This window comes from Corynebacterium kalidii, assembly GCF_022869005.1.
GTDB classification, from domain to species: Bacteria; Actinomycetota; Actinomycetes; order Mycobacteriales; family Mycobacteriaceae; genus Corynebacterium; species Corynebacterium kalidii.
This window is the reverse complement of record NZ_JALIEA010000016.1, coordinates 142,509-159,030: the sequence shown is the minus strand read 5'-3', so window position 1 is coordinate 159,030 and position 16,522 is coordinate 142,509. Positions and strand designations below refer to the sequence as shown.

The following is a 16,522-nucleotide window of genomic DNA, read 5'->3' as shown; positions in this document are numbered from 1 at the left end:
CCCGGGTACCCGGTATGTTCACCGAGGCAATAGTCTGAGGGCATGGCCACCACGACACGCGACGACTCCGTCCGACTCACCGGCATCTACCGCGGCCCCACCCTTGCCTGGGCGTTCTGGGACTGGGGCTCCGCCGCCTTCAACGCGGTGCTGGTGACCTTCATCTTCTCCGTCTACCTCACCGACTCGGTCGGCGGCGCCATCGAGGGCAGTGCCGGCGACGGGGTCAGCCCGGCCACCTGGTACGGCTGGGCGATGGCGCTCGGCGGAGTGACGATCGCGCTGGTCGCACCGGTCATGGGACGCCGCGCGGACGCCCGTGGGACGCGCCGCAGGTCCGTGACGCTGTGGACGCTGGTCACCGTCGGGCTGATGTTCAGCCTGGTCGGCATCGGCGACGACGCCCCCGGGTACTTCTGGGCGGGCGTCGTGATCATGGGCGTGGCCTCGGTGACCTTCGAGTTCGCCGAGGTCAGCTACTTCGCCATGCTGTCGCAGGTCTCCACCCGCGACAACGTCGGGCGGGTGAGCGGTTTCGGCTGGTCGATGGGCTACTTCGGGGGCATCGTCCTGCTGCTGGTCTGCTACCTCGGTTTCATCGCCGGTGACGGCGACACCCGCGGATTCCTCGGGGTGCCGGTCGAGGACGGGTGGAACGTGCGCATCGTCGCCGTCATCGCCGCACTCTGGTTCCTGGTCTCGGCGATCCCGGTGATGCGCAAGGTCCCGGAGAACACGCCGGACCCCGACGCGGCGACGGCCTCGGTCGCGGAGTCCTACCGGGGACTGTTCCGCGACATCGCCTCGCTGTGGCGCACCGACCGTTCCTCGGTGTGGTTCCTCGTCGCCGCGGCAGTGTTCCGTGACGGGCTGGCAGGGGTCTTCACCTTCGGCGCAGTGCTCGCGGTGTCGGTGTACGGGCTCAGCCCGGCCGACGTGCTGCTGTTCGGGGTCGCGGCGAACGTGGTCTCCGCCATCGGCGCACTGGTGTGCGGGTACGTCGACGACCGCGTCGGGCCGAAACCGGTGATCATGGTGTCGCTGATCCTGCTGGTCGTCGACGCGTTCGTGCTCTTCGTCGTCGACGGCCCGATGATGTTCTGGATCTTCGGCCTGCTGCTGTGCCTGTTCGTCGGCCCCGCCCAGAGTGCCTCGCGGTCGTACCTGACGCGCATCTGCCCGGAAGGCCGCGAAGGCCAGATGTTCGGCCTGTACGCCACCACCGGACGCAGCGTAAGCTGGCTGGCCCCGGCGGCGTTCGCCCTGTTCACCGGCATCACCGGGGACGACCGTTTCGGCATCCTGGGCATCGCGGTGGTGCTGTTGGCCGGCCTGCTGCTACTCACCAAGGTGCGGGGCGCGACCCGCGCTACCGGCGCCGGTGCTAACTAGACGGCTAGAGGACCAGCTGCATCAGGGCCATGTCCAGCCAGCGGCCGAACTTCGTACCGACCTGACGGACGGTGCCGCACTCCTCGAAGCCGACCTTGGCGTGGAGCCGGACGGACGCGGTGTTCCCGCCTTCGATGGCGGCGACCATCACATGCTTGCCGGCGTCGCGGGCATGGTCAACCAACGCGGTGAGCAACGCCGTCCCCACTCCCCCGGCACGCCGGCGTCCGTCGACGTAGATCGAGTTCTCCACGGTGTGACGGAACCCGTCGTAGCTGCGGAACGCGCCGTAGGTGGCGTACCCGAGCACCGTCCCGGCGTCGTCCTCTGCGACGAGTGCGCACGTCCCCGGGAGCTGGTGCGCCTGCAGCCAGGCCCGCCGGTTGTCCTCGTCGACGGTGTCGTCGTTCCACACGGCCACAGTGGAGACCACCGCGTCGTTGTAGATGGCGGTGATCGTCGGGATGTCGGCGTCGACGGCCGCCCGGATGTTAATCTCAGTCACACGGGACAGGCTACTTCTTCTCTGCCTTCTCTGCCTTGCCTGCCTTCTTCGTCTTCGCTGCCGTGGGGGCCGCGATGAGGGCACCGGCGATCGCCGCGATGAAGATGTCCTTCGACAGGCCGGTACCCGCCTCGGACGGGCGGAGCCCGTCCTTCTGGGTCATCTGGTCGTTGCGGAAGTAGATGGAGAGGAAGCCGGTGTTGATCGCACCCAGCATGAGACCGGCCAGGCGGTTGGGGACGACCGGGGCCAGCAGCGACGCGGCGACACCGATCTCCGAGTAGGAGACGAACTTGCCGAAGGTGTCCGGGGCGAGCTTGGTCACCTGGGGCACACCGGTGGCGGCGAACTGCTGCAGGCCCGCTGCTGCCTCCGTGGGCATGTTCAGCTTACCGATGCCGGACTGCAGGAAGTAGGCGCCGCTGATGCCGCGGAGGAGGGTGGTCGAGAGGCTCATGGGAATCCTTTGGAAGACTGATCGCTCATGTAGTTGATGTGACAACTTCTTTCCCGGCTGACTGTACTCCCCACCGCCAGCACTCGCACACCACCCCGCGCGGACACGCAGCCGGTCCACCGACCGGACACCGCGACCGGACACCGCAACCAGCCCCTCAGCCCGACACCGTGTCGCAGAATACCCCCGAACAGGTGAATGCTCCGCCCGTCGTCACCGTTTTCCCCGGGAGAACCGCTATCTTCAAGGCACGCGGGGATACAGATTCACCTGCACTGACACCACGGAGGACCCATGTCGTTCATTCTCGAAATCCAGGAAATCGTGTGGGGTCCGATCAAGGACCTCTACCTCGAGATCTCCGCCGGCCTGCCGATCATCGCACCGCCGCCGGCCCCGTCGTTCGGGGACGTCACCCTGAACCTCGGCTCATCGTTCGGGGACGCCAACCTGGGCTCCTCCTTCGGCGACCAGAACCTCGGTTCCAGTGACTTCGGCTCCAGCTTCGGTTCCAGCAACGGTGACCAGAACCTCGGTTCCTCCGGGCTCCAGCTGCCGCCGCTCGGTTCCTGACCTGCCCGCCGGTGACGGCTCCCGGGGTGTCACTCCCCGGTGACGTCACCGACGTTGCCCGAGCCACCGAAGATCCACGAGACGAGGATCGCCCCCGGGTCCACCACGCCTCGTGAGGCCGCGCCGACATAACTGGCGCGGCCTTTCTTCGCGACCAGCCCGCGGGTGCTCTCCGCGCCCTCCGCCGCAGCGGCGTGGCAGGCCTCGAGTGCCGCGGCGAAGTCCGTCTCCGTGTCGTCCAGGCCCGCGGCGGCCTCCGCGGCAGGGACCAGGGCGTCGACCAGGGTGTTGTCCCCCTGTTCGGCGCCGCCCAGGTCGGTGATCGCACGGCGGGCGGACGCGAGCCCGGCGGCAAGCCCGGCCACCGGCGAGTCCGCCTGGCCCATCGCCGTCCCCATCTCCCGGAACAGGGTCCCGAGCACCGCACCCGAGGTGCCGCCGGCCCGGATCAGCAGCCGGTGCGCGAGCGTCTCGAGCACCTCGGCGTCCGTACCGCGCAGTGGCAGGGACAGTCCACCGAAGGCGGCGTCCATGTTCTGGCCGAAGTCGCCGTCGCCGGCCAGCCGGTCCAGTTCCGTGAGCTCGTCGGTGGCCCCCTGCACACGCCCGACGAAGTCGCTGAGCCAACGGTTCTGTTCACCGGTCTCCGGCAGGTCGTCGTCGACACTCATCGACGCCGGACGGTACGTCACCGGGGCTCCGACGCCGCCGAGGACCCGCGGCCATCCCGGCGCGGCGGTCGGGGCGTCCAGCAGTTCCACCAGCTCGTCGGTGTCCTCGCCCACGGAAGTCAGGGTCAGCGACACCCCGGCCATGTTCACCGAGGTGACGAAGCTCCCGACCAACGCCCGACGGACCGTCACGCCGCGGTCGGCGAGCTGGCGCACGACGGAGCCGAAGACCAGGGACAATTCCAGCGGCGTGGTGCCGCCGAGCCCGTTGACGAGGCAGGCCACCTCCGCGCCGTCCTGCAGCGACAGGGCGTCGCCGACCGCGGCGAGCAGACGGGCGACGACGCTGTCGGCGGTCTCCGCGTCGACCCGGTCGACGCCCCGCTCGCCGTGGATCCCCACCCCAACCTCCATCTTGCCGGCGGGGAGGTCGAAGGTGTCGCGGCCGCTGGTCGGCAGGTGCCCCGGCGCCAGTGCCACGGCCATGCTGCGGGAGTTGTCCGCCACCCACTGGCCGATCTCGGCGACGCGGTCGAGGCTGTCGCCCCGCTGTGCCGCGGCACCGGTCGCCTTCTCCACGAGGATGGTGGCGCCCGTCCCCCGCCGTCCCGGACCGTCAGCCTTGTCTGAGTTGTCGGCATTGCCGGCGAGGTCGGTCGCGACGTCGTCGTCGACGAGGACGACCCGGGTGTCGACCTCGTCCAGCGCCTGCCTGGCGACGGTGAAGTTCATGACGTCGCCGGTGTAGTTCTTCACCACGTGCACCACGCCGGCACCCTGGTCGGCCCAGCGGGTCGCCTCGGCGATCTGCACGGCGTTCGGGGAGGTGAACACCAGGCCGGGGCACACCGCGGTGAGCATGCCCGCCCCGAGGAAACCGGCGTGCATCGGTTCATGACCCGAGCCTCCCCCGGAGACCACCGCGACCGCCGGGGCACCGGTGTCGGTCGTCGTCGCCGAGGCACGGCCGACGAAGCCGGTGTCGTGCCATTCTGCGTCGGGGTGGGAGGCGATGACGCCGCCGAGTGCTTCAGCGAGGAAGTCCGAGGGCCGGTTGCGGAAGGAGCGGAGAGGGATCTGCGAGTCAGCCATGCCCGCCGAGTGTAGTCGGCGCACCTGTGCTGCATCTGAGTCACGCGAAGTGCCACGCGTGCTCCGACCGACGCGCCCGAAGAAGCCTAGGGTGGGGACTGCCCGTACCGCGGGCACGTTCCCGAACGCATGCAGACGTTGCTCGACCTCACCAGAAGGATTCACGCATGACTGACAAGATGTTCACCAGCCCGGCACGCTACGTCCAGGGCATCGACCTGATCGACCGTGCCGCCGACTACCTCCGCCCGTTGGGCACCTCCCCGCTGATCATCGCCGACGAGGTCGTCTGGGGCATCGCCGGGGAGAAGCTGCAGGGTTCCCTGGCCTCCGACGGCCTCACCCCGGCGCACGAGATCTTCGGCGGCGAGGCCTCCATGACCGAGATCGACCGCATCACGGAGCAGGCCCGCTCCGGCGGCAATGACGTGGTCGTCGGCCTCGGCGGAGGCAAGACGATCGACACGGCACGCGCCGTCGCCGACCACGCCTCCCTGCCGGTCGCGGTGTTCCCCACCGCCGTCTCCGCCGACGCCCCCACCGCGCGCGTGTCGGTGATCTACACCGACGACGGTGTCTTCGACTCCTACCTGTTCTACGACCGCAACCCCGACCTCGTCGCCGTCGACACCCGGGTCATCGCCAACGCCCCGGTACGCACCCTGCGCTCCGGTATCGGCGACGCCCTCGCCACGTCCGTCGAGGCACGCGCTGTCCACCGGGCGAACTCGCGACGTATGGACGACACCGCACGTCCGACGCTGGCCGGCCTGGCGCTGGCGGAGAAGTGCGAGGAGACCCTGTTCGCCTACGCCCACCAGGCGCTCCGGGACAACGAGGCGCACGTGGTCAGCCGCGCCCTGGAGAACATCTGCGAGGCCAACACCCTGCTCTCCGGCCTGGGGTTCGAGAACGGTGGCCTGGCTGCGGTGCACGCCATCCACAACGGGTTCACCGCCCTGGACGGCGACATCCACCACATGACACACGGCGAGAAGGTCGCCTTCGGCATCGGCGTCCAACTCATGCTGGAGGGGGCGCCGGAGGACGTCGCCGACCGCTACATCGGGTTCCTCCAGTCGGTCGGCCTGCCGACGACCCTCGCTGAGATCCACCTGGCCGACGCCACCGACGACGACCTGCGACGCATCGCCGAGCTGGCCTGCTCCGAGGGCGAGACGCTCCGGCAGATGCCCGGCGAGTACACGCCCACCGACGTCGTCGAGGCGATCAAGGCCGCCGACCTCTACGCGCGCGGACTCCGGGAGCGCTGAGGGACGTTCCTGAGCGGCACGCGCTGCCAGCGGGTCGCGCAGCGCCAGACCCATTCCACCGGTCCGTAGCGGAAGAACCGCAGCCACACGGCACTGGCGACGACCTGCACGACCAGGATGGCGACCGTCGCCGCCGGCAGCCACCACGGGGTGGTCAGCTGCGTGTCCGGGAACAGGTGGAGCAGGACCTGCGCCACCGCGGACGCGGCGAGGTAGTTGGTCAGCGCCGTGCGCCCCAGCAGGGAGAACGGGGCACTGAGCACGGTCCCCCGGCCACCCTGGCCACCGTGGTCACCCTGGCCGCCGCGGGCACGGTACAGCAGGGACAGGCCGGTGGTGAGCGCCACCGCGGTGCACAGGCCGGCGAAACCGTCCACGCGGTCGAGGACGTCCGGGTCGGACAAGGCGTCGGTGTCCAGGATCGCGTTCTGCATCAGGCTGAGCACCACGCCCGCGCCGGCCGACACCACGAACACGACAGCGGCGACGACGACGTCCCGACGCCGCCGCGACTCCAGCCACTGCGGCAGCCCGAACTGGGCGGCGCCGAAGCCGGCGACGATCAGCGTCGCGGCGATCAGCGGGCTGTTCCCCCACATCCAGTAGGCCACCAGCGTCCCCACGACACCGAGAGCCAGGACCGGGCCGCGGGGAAGGAACATCGCCGGCATGATCAGCACCAACGCGATGACCGAGTACATCGTCAGGACGTCCCCGCTGTACAGCAGTGCCAGGTTCACCAGGCCGACCGGCAACAGGGTGGCGAAGCGCCGGGCCATCAACCACCGCGCCGACCGGACCGGCATCCTGCTCTGCGAGGAGCTGTAGAGCAGCCATGCGCTGACACCGAACAGGAACGCGAAGACCGGGACGAAACGCCCCTGGACCGCCACGTCGTAGAAGCGGAAGACGGGATGGTGCGGGCCGACCGCCTCCGTCCAGCGGTAGAGCAGGTCGCGCAGGTTGACGAAGAGGATGCCGCACAGGGCCACGCCACGCAGGACGTCGAGGTAGCCGTAGCGTACGGGCCGGGCCGCGGGTGCGGGACCCGGGCGGTCGCCGGCCGCGGGCCGGGTGACGGTGTCTGGCGTGGTCACAGGGGTTCTCCTGACAGGAAGTGAGGTGTTCTGACTGTGGGAAGAGTAATGCCGCGCCGACCACCACGGCATCGGCCCACAGGCTGATCCTGCGCAGGCCACGGCCTCCACCCCGGGTATGACCCCGGGTATTCCGGCAGGCAGGAGGGGACGCGGGGTACGGCGGACCTAGTCGCGGGACCTTGTAGAGTACGACGCAATGTCCACCACGCCCACGACGACCGACCGCCAGGCACGCCGGGCCGTCGCCGCACTCTTCCTGACCAACGGCGCCGTCCTCGCCAACCTGGTCCCGCGCTACCCCGAGATCAAGGACGACCTCGGGATGAGCAACGCCGTCTACGGTCTCGCCGTCATCGCCTTCCCCGTCGGCGCGATCATCGCCGGCCTGGGCGCGGCACCCCTGATCCGCCGGTTCGGTTCCGCCCCCGTCGCCGTCGCCGGCACCGTCGGCACGGCCCTGGGGGTGCTCGGTGCCGGGGCGTCCCCGACGCTCCTGCTGTTCGTCGCCGCGCTCTTCCTCGGCGGGGCGATGGACGCGGTCACCGACGTCGCACAGAACGACCACGGGCTGCGCGTCCAACGCCGGTACGGCCGGACGATCATCAACTCCTTCCACGCGGTCTGGTCCCTCGGGGCGGTGCTCGGCGGCGCGATGGCGGCAGCGGCCATCGCCGTCGACCTTCCTCTTCCGGTCCACCTCGGCATCTCCGCCGCCGTGTTCTCCCTCGTCGCGGTGACCGCGTCGCGCTACTGCCTCCCGGTCTCCGACGACGGGCCGGGTGCCGCGCCCACCGTCGCCGAGGACGCCGCCGCGACACCTGCGACGTCTGCGGCGTCCGGGGCACCGGCGGCATCGGGGCACAGCCGTCGCGCGCCGCTGTCGGGACGCGTCGTCGCGGTCCTGGCCGCCCTGGTGGTCATCGCCGTCGCCGGATCACTCGTCGAGGACGCCGGCATGTCCTGGGCATCGCTGTACATCACCTCGCTCGGCGCGCCGGGTTCCGTCGCCGCCACCGGGTTCGTGGCACTCGTCGCCGCACAGTTCGTCGGCCGGATCCTCGGGGACGGCATGGTCGACCGGATGGGCCAACGGACGGTGGCGCGCCTCGGCGGCACCGTGGCCGCCGTCGGGATGGGCCTCGCCCTGGCGTTCCCCACCGTCCCGGGCACCGTCGTCGGGTTCGCCGCGGCCGGCTTCGGCGTCGCCACGCTGATCCCCGCCGCGATGCAGGCAGCCAGCGAGCTGCCCGGTCTGCGCCCCGGGACCGGGCTGACCGTCGTCTCCTGGGTGATGCGGATCGGTTTCCTCTGTTCCCCGCCACTGGTGGGCATGGTCGCCGACGCCACGAGTCTGCGTGTGGGACTCCTGGTCATCCCCCTGGCCGGGGTGGCGACCGTCGTCCTCGCCGGGGTGCTCCACGGCAGGCGGACCGCCGCCTGACGCCGCGGCGTCCCGGGACCCGGTGGTGGACTTGACAGTGGTGCTCCGGGCGCTATGCTCGGACCATCGTTGTCGATTCCCGCCGGGCCCACGGGCCCTGGAAAAAAGGTGTTTGATGTTCCGGCCAGTGCTGAGTGCGCCTCGGCAGACCGTGTAACCCTCCGTAGCTGACACGCTGCCGGACGGGTCATCCGGTGATTCCACCATGTCCGCCCCGCCTCTGCGTGGTCGGACGGTTTCCTGACGGGGCCACTCGGCCTGCTCTTGCTGTCATGATCGATCCCAGTGAGGAGCATTCCGGTGTCCAACCACACCCCTACCCCGAACCACACCCGCAATCTCGACACATTCACCTGCACCTGGTGCGGGCTCACCGTGTCCGACTACGCCCCGGACGGCGCGCGGCGCAACCACTGTCCGTCCTGTCTGCGTTCACAGCACGTCCACGACCACGTCACCGGCGGGCCGAGCGACTGTGAGGGCAAGATGTCCCCCATCGCCATCGCCGTCCTGCGCACCGGCGACTGGATGGTGGTCCACCGCTGCGTCCGCTGCGATGAGCTCACGTCGTCCCCGACCCGGGTCGACGACAACCAGCTCATCCTGATGCGCATGGCTGTCCGGCCCCTGGCCCAGCCACCCTTCCCGCTCGACGCGTTCGGAACGCTCTGAAAGCCGGGGAAGGAGTACCACCATGTCCCGCAAGAACAACCGTGGCCAGGGCCGACGCCCCCAGCGGAGGAAGGACGTCCTGCACTCCCACGGAGGGCACCGGTCCAACGACTTCCGGTGCGTGTCCTGCCGGCTCGACGTCCCGTTGGATGCGCCGGGGACGGCCCACCGCAACCACTGTCCGCACTGCCTGGCGAGCCGCCACGTGGACCAGCGGATCCCGGGCGACCGCGCCGGACGCTGCCACGGCCGCATGGAACCGTTGTGCATGTCCGCCCGCGCAGACGGTGAGTGGGTGATCATCCACCACTGCGTGTCGTGCGGCGAGCTGAGCGCGAACCGGGTCGCCGGTGACGACAACCCGTTGGCACTGGTCCGGCTCGCGACCAGGCCGTTCGCCGACCCGCACTACGCACGTCGGCTCCTGTTCACCCTGTGACGTACCCGGCGGCCCCCACCTGGTTCAGGCGGGGGTCGCGGGCCCCACACTGACGGCCGTCAGGAAGAGCAGGGCGACCAGCACGGCGAACACGGGGACGGCGATGAGCACCACGACCGCGGTCCGTCTGTACGGCGTCTCCGGGTGCGCGACAACCGCCGCCGCCAGCGAGGCGATGTAGAGCAGCAGCGCCCACCCCGGGTGTCCGGCGAGCAGCACGACGACGCTGGCGACGGCGGGGACGATGAACCACAGCGGATTCCCCGACTGCCACGGTCTCGGACCGGACGCGGTGGAGTACATGGTGCCAACGTTATCAGACGAAATAATCTTCATGAGGAAATCATCTACTCTGCCCAAGTGATGCCGGTGCCAGCCTGGACCAGTTAGCCGCCGCCGGACGGTGGCCTATGTGATGTAAAGTCCGTTCTACATCATTTAGCAGCGGCCAACGCGTCCCTATTTCATCTCCGCACCGCTCTACATCACTTGCCTGGGGCAAGAGGGCCACGAAGGGCAGCGCGGTCACCACGACACAGAGGGAGGAAGCATGGCGTACAGGACGCTGAAGTCGATCTTCCACCAGAAGGACCAGGCCAGTGCCGACCGCGAGGAAACAGCTCGTCGCGGTTCTCCCGCCGCCCTCCAATGGGACTTCCCCATCGGAGAGAACACCATGTTCTGCCTGATCACACCGGAGATAGCGACCCAGATCGAACAGATCATGCTGCGCGAGAACCGGGCCAGGGAGCTTTGGAGACAGCTCCCCGGAGGAGTACACCACCACTATCTCCGCTCGATGATCATCGAGGAGATCCACGCCACCAATGAAATCGAGTCCATCCACTCCACTCGCCAAGAGATCGCCGAAGTCCTGGACGCGGCCAACGGCCTTGGAGCATCACAACGACGCCGGTTCCGTGAGATGGCGCGTCTATACCTCGCCCTGGCAGACGGCAAGCCGGACATTCCTGAAGATCTCGATGACCTCCGCACCGTCTACGACGAGGTGACCGCCGGTGAGATCACCAGCGAGGAGGCACCAGACGGCGAACGGTTCAGGACCGGCCCGGTACGGATTTTCGACGGGCAGAAGGTCATTCACCAGGGCACGCCGACCGAGGAGCTCATCGACAAAGGTCTCCAGGAGATGCTACGCCAGTCCAGGGACGAGACGATCCCGTTTCTGATCCGGGTGGTAGCGGCGCATTTCATTTTCGAGAATGTCCATCCGTTCTATGACGGCAACGGGCGTACCGGCCGCTATCTCCTGGCATTGGACCTGACCCGGTGCTTGTCCCCGGTGGCGTGGCTCTCCCTCTCTGCGTCGATCGCCGACAACAAGGACCGGTACTACAGAGCATTCCAGAACGCGGAACATCCCCTGAACAAGGGCGACGTGACAGTCTTCGTCGCCGAGCTCCTGAGCATCATCGCCGAGGCACTCGGGCGGCTGAGTTCTGACCTGGAACTAAGGAAAACACAACTCGAAAGGATATTCGATCACATCAACGATCTCGAGGGCAGCGAAACATCACCTCTGGCGGACACCCCTCCCGGGACACTTTCCACTCTGTCCGTCATCGGACAAGCATCACTTTTCGGAGAACGGGGCGAAGTAGACCTCGACACCATTGCCAGGACCGCGGACAAGAGCAAACAGTACGCTCGCAAAAGGACGATCGCCCTCGTAGACAGCGGCTTCGTGGCAGAGACATCTGGAAAACCTCTGCGTTTCCGGCTGACCGGTCCGGGACGGTCACTACTGGGCCTCGCCACCGCTTAAGGCATCATCCACCTGCTGCCGGGCCGGTGTGACCTAATCGACAGGGATGCCAGCAGCTGAACCTGCCGGTCCCGGAATCAACCAGTCACAGGATGGATTGCCCACCAAGGTCCACGTCGGGGTTCATGATGTCTGCCCGCTATCGTCGATCATGGACACCGGTGTGTCAGACTGATGTCTGGCGGCGCCGGTTGCGGTCGATGAGGACACCCATGATGAACAGGACAGGGGTCCAGAGGATACTGCCGCCAGCGGCGTACGAACCGAGACCGCAGGCGATGAAAAGGGCGGTGAACATGGGCCCATCATACCGCAGATGTCGGACGCGAATGTTCCGGCAGTGGCGCACCTCTGATTCCGGGAGACAGGCGCTCCGAGCTTTTCTCTAGGAGTCGGGGCCATCCTGGAGGCCCCACAGTCTGCTGGCGTGATCCGCCAGACCGACGTCGTCCCCGGCGGGGCGTTCGTACGATTCGAGTGGGTCGGCTGCGAGGCGTCGTCTCACTGATGCAGAAACGGGCTTTTATGCGCACCACATTCTGATAGAATCTGGTGCATGAGCATGCCACTGCCGCAGCGAACCAGCCTGACCATCCCAGACGACACCCGCCAGCGCATTCAGGCCCTCCCCGAGGAGGTTGTGGGCACCCCCAGCACCTCGGAACTCCTGCGGACGCTTATTGAGCGCGGCGTCCAATCCTTCGAGGACCAGGTGATCGAGGAAACCTACGCCGAGATGGCGGCGGCCCAGGCACCTTACCGCAGCCAACAGCGGGAACGCAGGAACCGGCACCTGGCGGCACGGGAACTCGCCCTGCACGAAGCAGAGGCGCAGGAGGAGACTGCCCCACAGAGGGGGCAACGCCAGTTGTCCCAGCCACGTGGCGTACGCATCAAGAAGTCGCGTAGGCGATCATCCCAAACAGGGGCTTTCCTCCGCAGTGGTCGACGCGTGAAAAGTAACCGCTGGTGATGGCGATCCTCCGCGGTACCGTCTATTCGGTGGACTTGGGGATCCCCGACGGCAACGGCGGTGTTCTCCCTCCGAAGCCTTGGCTGATCGTATCGACCAACCGGCGTAACCGTTCTCTGGGCACTTACCTCGGGGTCCGGATCACCACGACGTCGAAGTTCTCACACCTGCCAACGGTTGTCGCCCTCCCGCCTGGGGAAATCGCGAACGGGTGGGCATTGTGCGACGACCTCGATGTCCTGTACGACGAGGATTTCACAGGACACACATGGGGTGCCCTCTCCAACACCGCGATGCGTGCAGTAGAGCGCGGGCTCCAGGCAGCGTTGGGGATGAACGACTCTGGGAGATGATGCCATCCCGTCACCGTGGCAGTTCTGGCACAGCGTGAAATCGCTGTCCCCTGAATGTACCGGGGGTTTTGTGGTGTCATTCCCCGCCTGCACCCTGGCGGCCCTGTAGACGAAGGCGCCAGCAAGAGTCGCGAGGTCAGCGATGGTCATCCCCACTCCCCATGCCCCCGCAGCCCCCCACCAAGCCCTCGGGAACATGGCGGGGTTTCGCCGGGTTCGGGCCTCGCTCCCGGCGCCCTCGTTCGAGGGGACACGGAAACTTCGCCGGTATCGTAGGAAGCATGGACAGTCGCAAGATCGTGGTTCCCCTGACCCTCCTGGCCGCCGCCGGAGTCCTGCTGCCGCTCACCGGTGTCGGTCCCGATTGGCTGCCTGCCGCGGGCTGGGCGATGGCACTGGCGGCACTGGCGGTCGCACTATGGGTGGTGGCGAGCCGCCCGCAACGAGGGAACCATCGAAATCAGCGCTGAACAGCCCGCGACGGGGTTGTGCCCTGCCCGCTCTCGGATCTGCGTCGCGGTCAATCAGGGCATCGGCACGTTGGTGTCGACCCTGCCCGAGGACCTCAAGCATCCGGTGATCGCCTCGGACAACGCGACGACGCCAACCACATCAGGTGTAAGACAGTGATACTCGCCGGATGCCTGGCCCACTGGTTGGGAATGCTCGGCGCCCCGGCGCCCGAACGTAATACCGCTCAGCTACGAGCGAGCCCGCGGCGGGCCGCCACCACAGCCTCGGCGACGACCTCGACGGCAACCCGAAGAACTAACGCAGGCCGACCAGCCGGACACGTTGGTGGATGTAGGAACCGAAGACCTGCCGGGCGAGGCTCGGCTCCATCGCGGCGGTGGTGTCCCGGCACACCCCGGGCGTTGACGATGCGTTTCGATGCGGTCACCAGGATCCGTAGCCTGACGATCCCGTAGACCCGCCGGATCTGTTCGATTCCCGGCCCTTAACCACTGTGAAAAACTTGTAGAGCCCAGCGCTGCCGAGCTGAACTATCCGATTCCTCACCATCTACCGTCCGTCGACGATCACAGTTAGCGACCCTTCGGAAGGAAGTCTCCAGGATGTCCGCGTAGTACCAGAACAGGATCAGGCTGAGATCGGGCCCATCCTTGTGAATCCGCCGCGGTCCAGCCAGGCGAACAGATTCAGCAAGGCGAATCCAGCCATCGTGAGTATCTTCAGGGTTCCGACACCATCGATCACCACTTCATCCACGGTCGAGAAGACGCGGCCGTGCCCCCGAGACGTCCATCCCTTAGGGGCTCACCACCACCGATCCCCCCCGAATATGACCAGGCGGGTCCTCCAGGTTCCCAAATGGAACCAGAGCCGATCCCCGATCATCGGGGTCACCCGGTCGGAGACCACGAGCCGGTGGATTCCGCCCTCCCCGGCATTCTCCAGTCGCTCGAGGTCCGACATCCGGAGATGTGGCCTGACCTCGAGCTGCACTGGGTCCGTAAGACACCCGCAGGGAGTTGAAACTCCAGACACCTGTCGGACTCCATATTCCGGGCATGCCCCGTGCCCTCCACCGAGCTGATAACCGGGCCAGTGTCGCTGCGTAGCCGATCCAGGATTCTTCCGACGTCCAACTGAATCGAACGTTCGATTCAACCGAACGTTCGGCCGAACCGAACACGACATCGCCTCATCAGGCATCCCTGTGGCTCCCCACCGTATGCTTCCACGGGGACCGTCAGAGCCGTGGACACCCGCGAGCCATGACCACGCCCGACAGTGCCGGTATAGGTCGAGGAGGCGTCGATCCTGCGACGCCGTCGGGACGCCGGAGCGACGCAAAACCAGCGCTAAACTAGCGATCCCGGAACTCGAGTCTCCAGGATCGCAGCATTCCCCTGCTCACAGAGCTGGAGACGAGACTTGAACTCGCAACCTACGGTTTACAAGACCGTTGCGCTACCGATTGCGCCACTCCAGCGGAAACCGACGGTGCACGGGCACCGCTCTCGGTGTCGCCACCGGGTTTCAGCCGACGACTCTATCAGCAGCGCAGGCCACTGATCGAATCAGGATCATCTACCGTAGAGTGTGGCCGGCAGGCAGACAGCGGCCGGCAGGCAGCGGCAGACATCGGTAGACCGCCAGAGAAACGGGGAGTCGAGTGAGCAGTGAGGACGGCAGGACCCACCGGGGTTACATGGCACTGAGGAACAAGGTGTCCGCGATGCTGTTCAGCGGCAACAGGTCCACGATCGACACGATCCGTACCGCGCCGCCGCCCTCGCCACTGGCGCCGGTGGACCTCACGGACACCGCGCAGGTCCACCTGGTGATGGACACCGCCGCACGTATCGGCGACCTCCTGCTCGCCGCCGGAACCGGCAACACCGACGCCAAGGCACAGGTCAAGGCCGTCACGTCCGCCTACGGCCTCTACGGCTGCCACGTCGACATCACCCTGAACACGATCACGATCTACTCCCCGTCGACGGACTCCACCAGGCCGATCAGCACCTTCCGGGTGGTCCATTCGCTCAACAGCGACTTCTCCCGTCTCACCGAGGTGGACCGGCTGATCCGGTCGATCGTCAACGGCGCCACAGGGCTGGAACTCACCCGCAAGATCCTCACCGACATCGAGACCAGTCCCCCGCCCTACCGCATCCGCTGGGCGACGCTGGCCTGGGGAGGTTTCGCCGGCGCGGTGGCACTGATGCTCGGCGGTGAGCCGCTCGTCGCGCTCATCGCCACGATCACCTCGATCATCATCATGGCGACGAACGTGTGGCTGGGGTCGAAGTCCCTGCCGGTGTTCTTCCAGAACTTCACCGGCGGCATCATCGCGACCATCCCCGCGGCGCTGACGTTCAGCTTCGCCCGGGCACTGGACCACTACCTGTCCCCCTCACTGGTCATCGCCTCGTGCATCGTCGCCATGCTCGCCGGGTTGACGCTGGTCCAGGCACTGCAGGACGGGGTCACCGGCGCCCCGGTCACCTCCTCGGCACGGTTCTTCGAGACGGTGCTGATGACCGGCGGCATCATCTCCGGCATCGCGATGGGGCTGATGCTCACCAGCCGGCTGGGGGTCACCCTGCCCCCGATCGACACGTCCACCACGCAGGGGACGTTCGGCGGGGCGGCCCTGCAGATCCTCGGCGGTGTCGGGGCGGCGATGTTCTTCGCCGTCGCCTCGTTCTGCGAACGCCGCGCCCTGGTGGTCGCGACGTTCACCGCCCTGGTGGCCTACTCCCTGTACCGTCTGCTGCAGGTCCAGCTCGACACCGGCGACGTGACCGCCGCGGGCATCACGGCCACCTTCGTCGGTTTGGCCGGTGGTCTGCTCTCCCGCCGCTACCTCATTCCCCCGCAGATCACCGCGATCGTGGGCATCACCCCGCTGCTCCCCGGTCTCGCGCTGTACCGCGGCATGTACTCGATGCTGACCGACCAGTTCGTCGTCGGCATCTCGAACCTCGGTATCGCGCTGGCGACGGCCACGGCGCTGGCTGCCGGGGTGGTGCTCGGCGAGTGGGTCGCGCGGCGGCTGCGTCGTCCCCGGATCCTCTACCGCTACAACGACCTGCGGCGCCCGAAGCCCCGGCGTCCCCAGGAACGTCGGCCCCAGGAACGCCGTCCCGACGGGACCGCCGCGCCGACGCACTGGCGCATCCTGCGTCAGCGTCGGGGCGGCACCCCGTGGCTCCCGGACCCTCGTCGCTCCCGCCAGAGGCAGCGTGACCGGGAAAGTGCACAGGACAGTTCCTCGGGTTAGACTGAGGGCTTACGGGTCTCAGGCCGAACAACATCTTGTA

17 protein-coding genes and 1 tRNA gene are annotated in these 16,522 nt (G+C 67.6%); 11 read left to right on the top strand and 7 right to left on the bottom strand.

The genetic code is table 11. From position 1 onward, the window contains the following. The first annotated feature begins 42 nt into the window (after nucleotides 1-42). A complete protein-coding gene (locus tag MUN33_RS10330; protein WP_244804828.1) occupies nucleotides 43-1,392 on the top strand; it encodes an MFS transporter in 1,350 nt (449 codons plus the stop codon). A gap of 4 nt (nucleotides 1,393-1,396) precedes the next feature. Here MUN33_RS10330 and MUN33_RS10325 read toward each other — a convergent pair whose 3' ends face one another. Both MUN33_RS10325 and MUN33_RS10320 read right to left on the bottom strand, forming a co-directional pair. Further along, a complete protein-coding gene (locus MUN33_RS10325; RefSeq protein WP_369414954.1) occupies nucleotides 1,397-1,897 on the bottom strand; it encodes a GNAT family N-acetyltransferase in 501 nt (166 codons plus the stop codon). A 10-nt stretch (nucleotides 1,898-1,907) separates the two neighbouring features. Beyond that, a complete protein-coding gene (locus MUN33_RS10320; RefSeq protein ID WP_244804827.1) occupies nucleotides 1,908-2,354 on the bottom strand; it encodes a hypothetical protein in 447 nt (148 codons plus the stop codon). A gap of 294 nt (nucleotides 2,355-2,648) precedes the next feature. Here MUN33_RS10320 and MUN33_RS10315 point away from each other — a divergent pair, with 294 nt between their 5' ends. After that, nucleotides 2,649-2,927 (top strand): hypothetical protein, encoded by a 279-nt coding sequence (locus tag MUN33_RS10315; RefSeq protein ID WP_244804826.1) that lies wholly within the window; start codon nucleotides 2,649-2,651, stop codon nucleotides 2,925-2,927. Nucleotides 2,928-2,956: 29 nt separating this feature from the next. Here MUN33_RS10315 and MUN33_RS10310 read toward each other — a convergent pair whose 3' ends face one another. Continuing rightward, nucleotides 2,957-4,690, bottom strand: coding sequence for a dihydroxyacetone kinase family protein (locus MUN33_RS10310; RefSeq protein ID WP_244804825.1), 1,734 nt, complete (start codon nucleotides 4,688-4,690; stop codon nucleotides 2,957-2,959). Between the two features lie 167 nt (nucleotides 4,691-4,857). Here MUN33_RS10310 and MUN33_RS10305 point away from each other — a divergent pair, with 167 nt between their 5' ends. Further along, nucleotides 4,858-5,964 carry a glycerol dehydrogenase gene (locus tag MUN33_RS10305; protein ID WP_244804824.1) on the top strand — a complete coding sequence of 369 codons (1,107 nt, stop codon included), beginning with the start codon at nucleotides 4,858-4,860 and terminating at the stop codon, nucleotides 5,962-5,964. Here MUN33_RS10305 and MUN33_RS14245 read toward each other — a convergent pair. After that, nucleotides 5,937-7,061: a DUF418 domain-containing protein gene (locus tag MUN33_RS14245; RefSeq protein ID WP_244804823.1), complete on the bottom strand. Its 1,125-nt coding sequence runs from the start codon at nucleotides 7,059-7,061 to the stop codon at nucleotides 5,937-5,939. The two genes, MUN33_RS10305 and MUN33_RS14245, sit on opposite strands and share 28 nt — an antisense overlap. Nucleotides 7,062-7,260: 199 nt before the next feature. On the opposite strand from MUN33_RS14245, the gene MUN33_RS10295 reads away from it, so the two are divergent. The 3 genes from MUN33_RS10295 (at nucleotide 7,261) to MUN33_RS10285 (ending at nucleotide 9,616) form a co-directional block, all read left to right on the top strand. Further along, nucleotides 7,261-8,505: an MFS transporter gene (locus MUN33_RS10295; protein WP_244804822.1), complete on the top strand. Its 1,245-nt coding sequence runs from the start codon at nucleotides 7,261-7,263 to the stop codon at nucleotides 8,503-8,505. Nucleotides 8,506-8,805: 300 nt separating this feature from the next. Beyond that, on the top strand, nucleotides 8,806-9,177 hold the full coding sequence (locus MUN33_RS10290) for an RNHCP domain-containing protein (RefSeq protein WP_244804821.1): 372 nt from the start codon (nucleotides 8,806-8,808) through the stop codon (nucleotides 9,175-9,177). 22 nt (nucleotides 9,178-9,199) lie between these two features. Continuing rightward, nucleotides 9,200-9,616 (top strand): RNHCP domain-containing protein, encoded by a 417-nt coding sequence (locus MUN33_RS10285; RefSeq protein WP_244804820.1) that lies wholly within the window; start codon nucleotides 9,200-9,202, stop codon nucleotides 9,614-9,616. Between the two features lie 24 nt (nucleotides 9,617-9,640). On the opposite strand, the gene MUN33_RS10280 is transcribed toward MUN33_RS10285, so the two are convergent. Further along, nucleotides 9,641-9,919 carry a hypothetical protein gene (locus MUN33_RS10280; protein ID WP_244804819.1) on the bottom strand — a complete coding sequence of 93 codons (279 nt, stop codon included), beginning with the start codon at nucleotides 9,917-9,919 and terminating at the stop codon, nucleotides 9,641-9,643. A gap of 247 nt (nucleotides 9,920-10,166) precedes the next feature. On the opposite strand from MUN33_RS10280, the gene MUN33_RS10275 reads away from it, so the two are divergent. Continuing rightward, nucleotides 10,167-11,402 carry a Fic family protein gene (locus MUN33_RS10275; RefSeq protein WP_244804818.1) on the top strand — a complete coding sequence of 412 codons (1,236 nt, stop codon included), beginning with the start codon at nucleotides 10,167-10,169 and terminating at the stop codon, nucleotides 11,400-11,402. 166 nt (nucleotides 11,403-11,568) lie between these two features. Here the strand turns inward: MUN33_RS10275 and MUN33_RS14095 are convergent, their stop codons facing one another. Further along, nucleotides 11,569-11,700, bottom strand: coding sequence for a hypothetical protein (locus MUN33_RS14095; RefSeq protein WP_255806744.1), 132 nt, complete (start codon nucleotides 11,698-11,700; stop codon nucleotides 11,569-11,571). 258 nt (nucleotides 11,701-11,958) lie between these two features. On the opposite strand from MUN33_RS14095, the gene MUN33_RS10270 reads away from it, so the two are divergent. From MUN33_RS10270 to MUN33_RS10260, 3 genes are all read left to right on the top strand, one after another. After that, nucleotides 11,959-12,375 carry a hypothetical protein gene (locus MUN33_RS10270; protein ID WP_244804817.1) on the top strand — a complete coding sequence of 139 codons (417 nt, stop codon included), beginning with the start codon at nucleotides 11,959-11,961 and terminating at the stop codon, nucleotides 12,373-12,375. Then, nucleotides 12,375-12,728, top strand: coding sequence for a type II toxin-antitoxin system PemK/MazF family toxin (locus MUN33_RS10265; RefSeq protein ID WP_244804893.1), 354 nt, complete (start codon nucleotides 12,375-12,377; stop codon nucleotides 12,726-12,728). Before MUN33_RS10270 ends, MUN33_RS10265 begins: the two co-directional genes overlap by 1 nt. A gap of 281 nt (nucleotides 12,729-13,009) precedes the next feature. Beyond that, nucleotides 13,010-13,198, top strand: a complete 189-nt coding sequence (locus MUN33_RS10260; RefSeq protein ID WP_244804816.1) for a hypothetical protein — start codon at nucleotides 13,010-13,012, stop codon at nucleotides 13,196-13,198. Nucleotides 13,199-14,612: 1,414 nt separating this feature from the next. On the opposite strand, the gene MUN33_RS10255 is transcribed toward MUN33_RS10260, so the two are convergent. Continuing rightward, a tRNA-Thr gene (locus MUN33_RS10255) sits at nucleotides 14,613-14,685 on the bottom strand. Nucleotides 14,686-14,904: 219 nt separating this feature from the next. Here MUN33_RS10255 and thrE point away from each other — a divergent pair. Continuing rightward, nucleotides 14,905-16,482 carry a threonine/serine exporter ThrE gene (thrE, locus tag MUN33_RS10250; RefSeq protein ID WP_244804815.1) on the top strand — a complete coding sequence of 526 codons (1,578 nt, stop codon included), beginning with the start codon at nucleotides 14,905-14,907 and terminating at the stop codon, nucleotides 16,480-16,482. The last annotated feature ends 40 nt before the right edge of the window (nucleotides 16,483-16,522 follow it).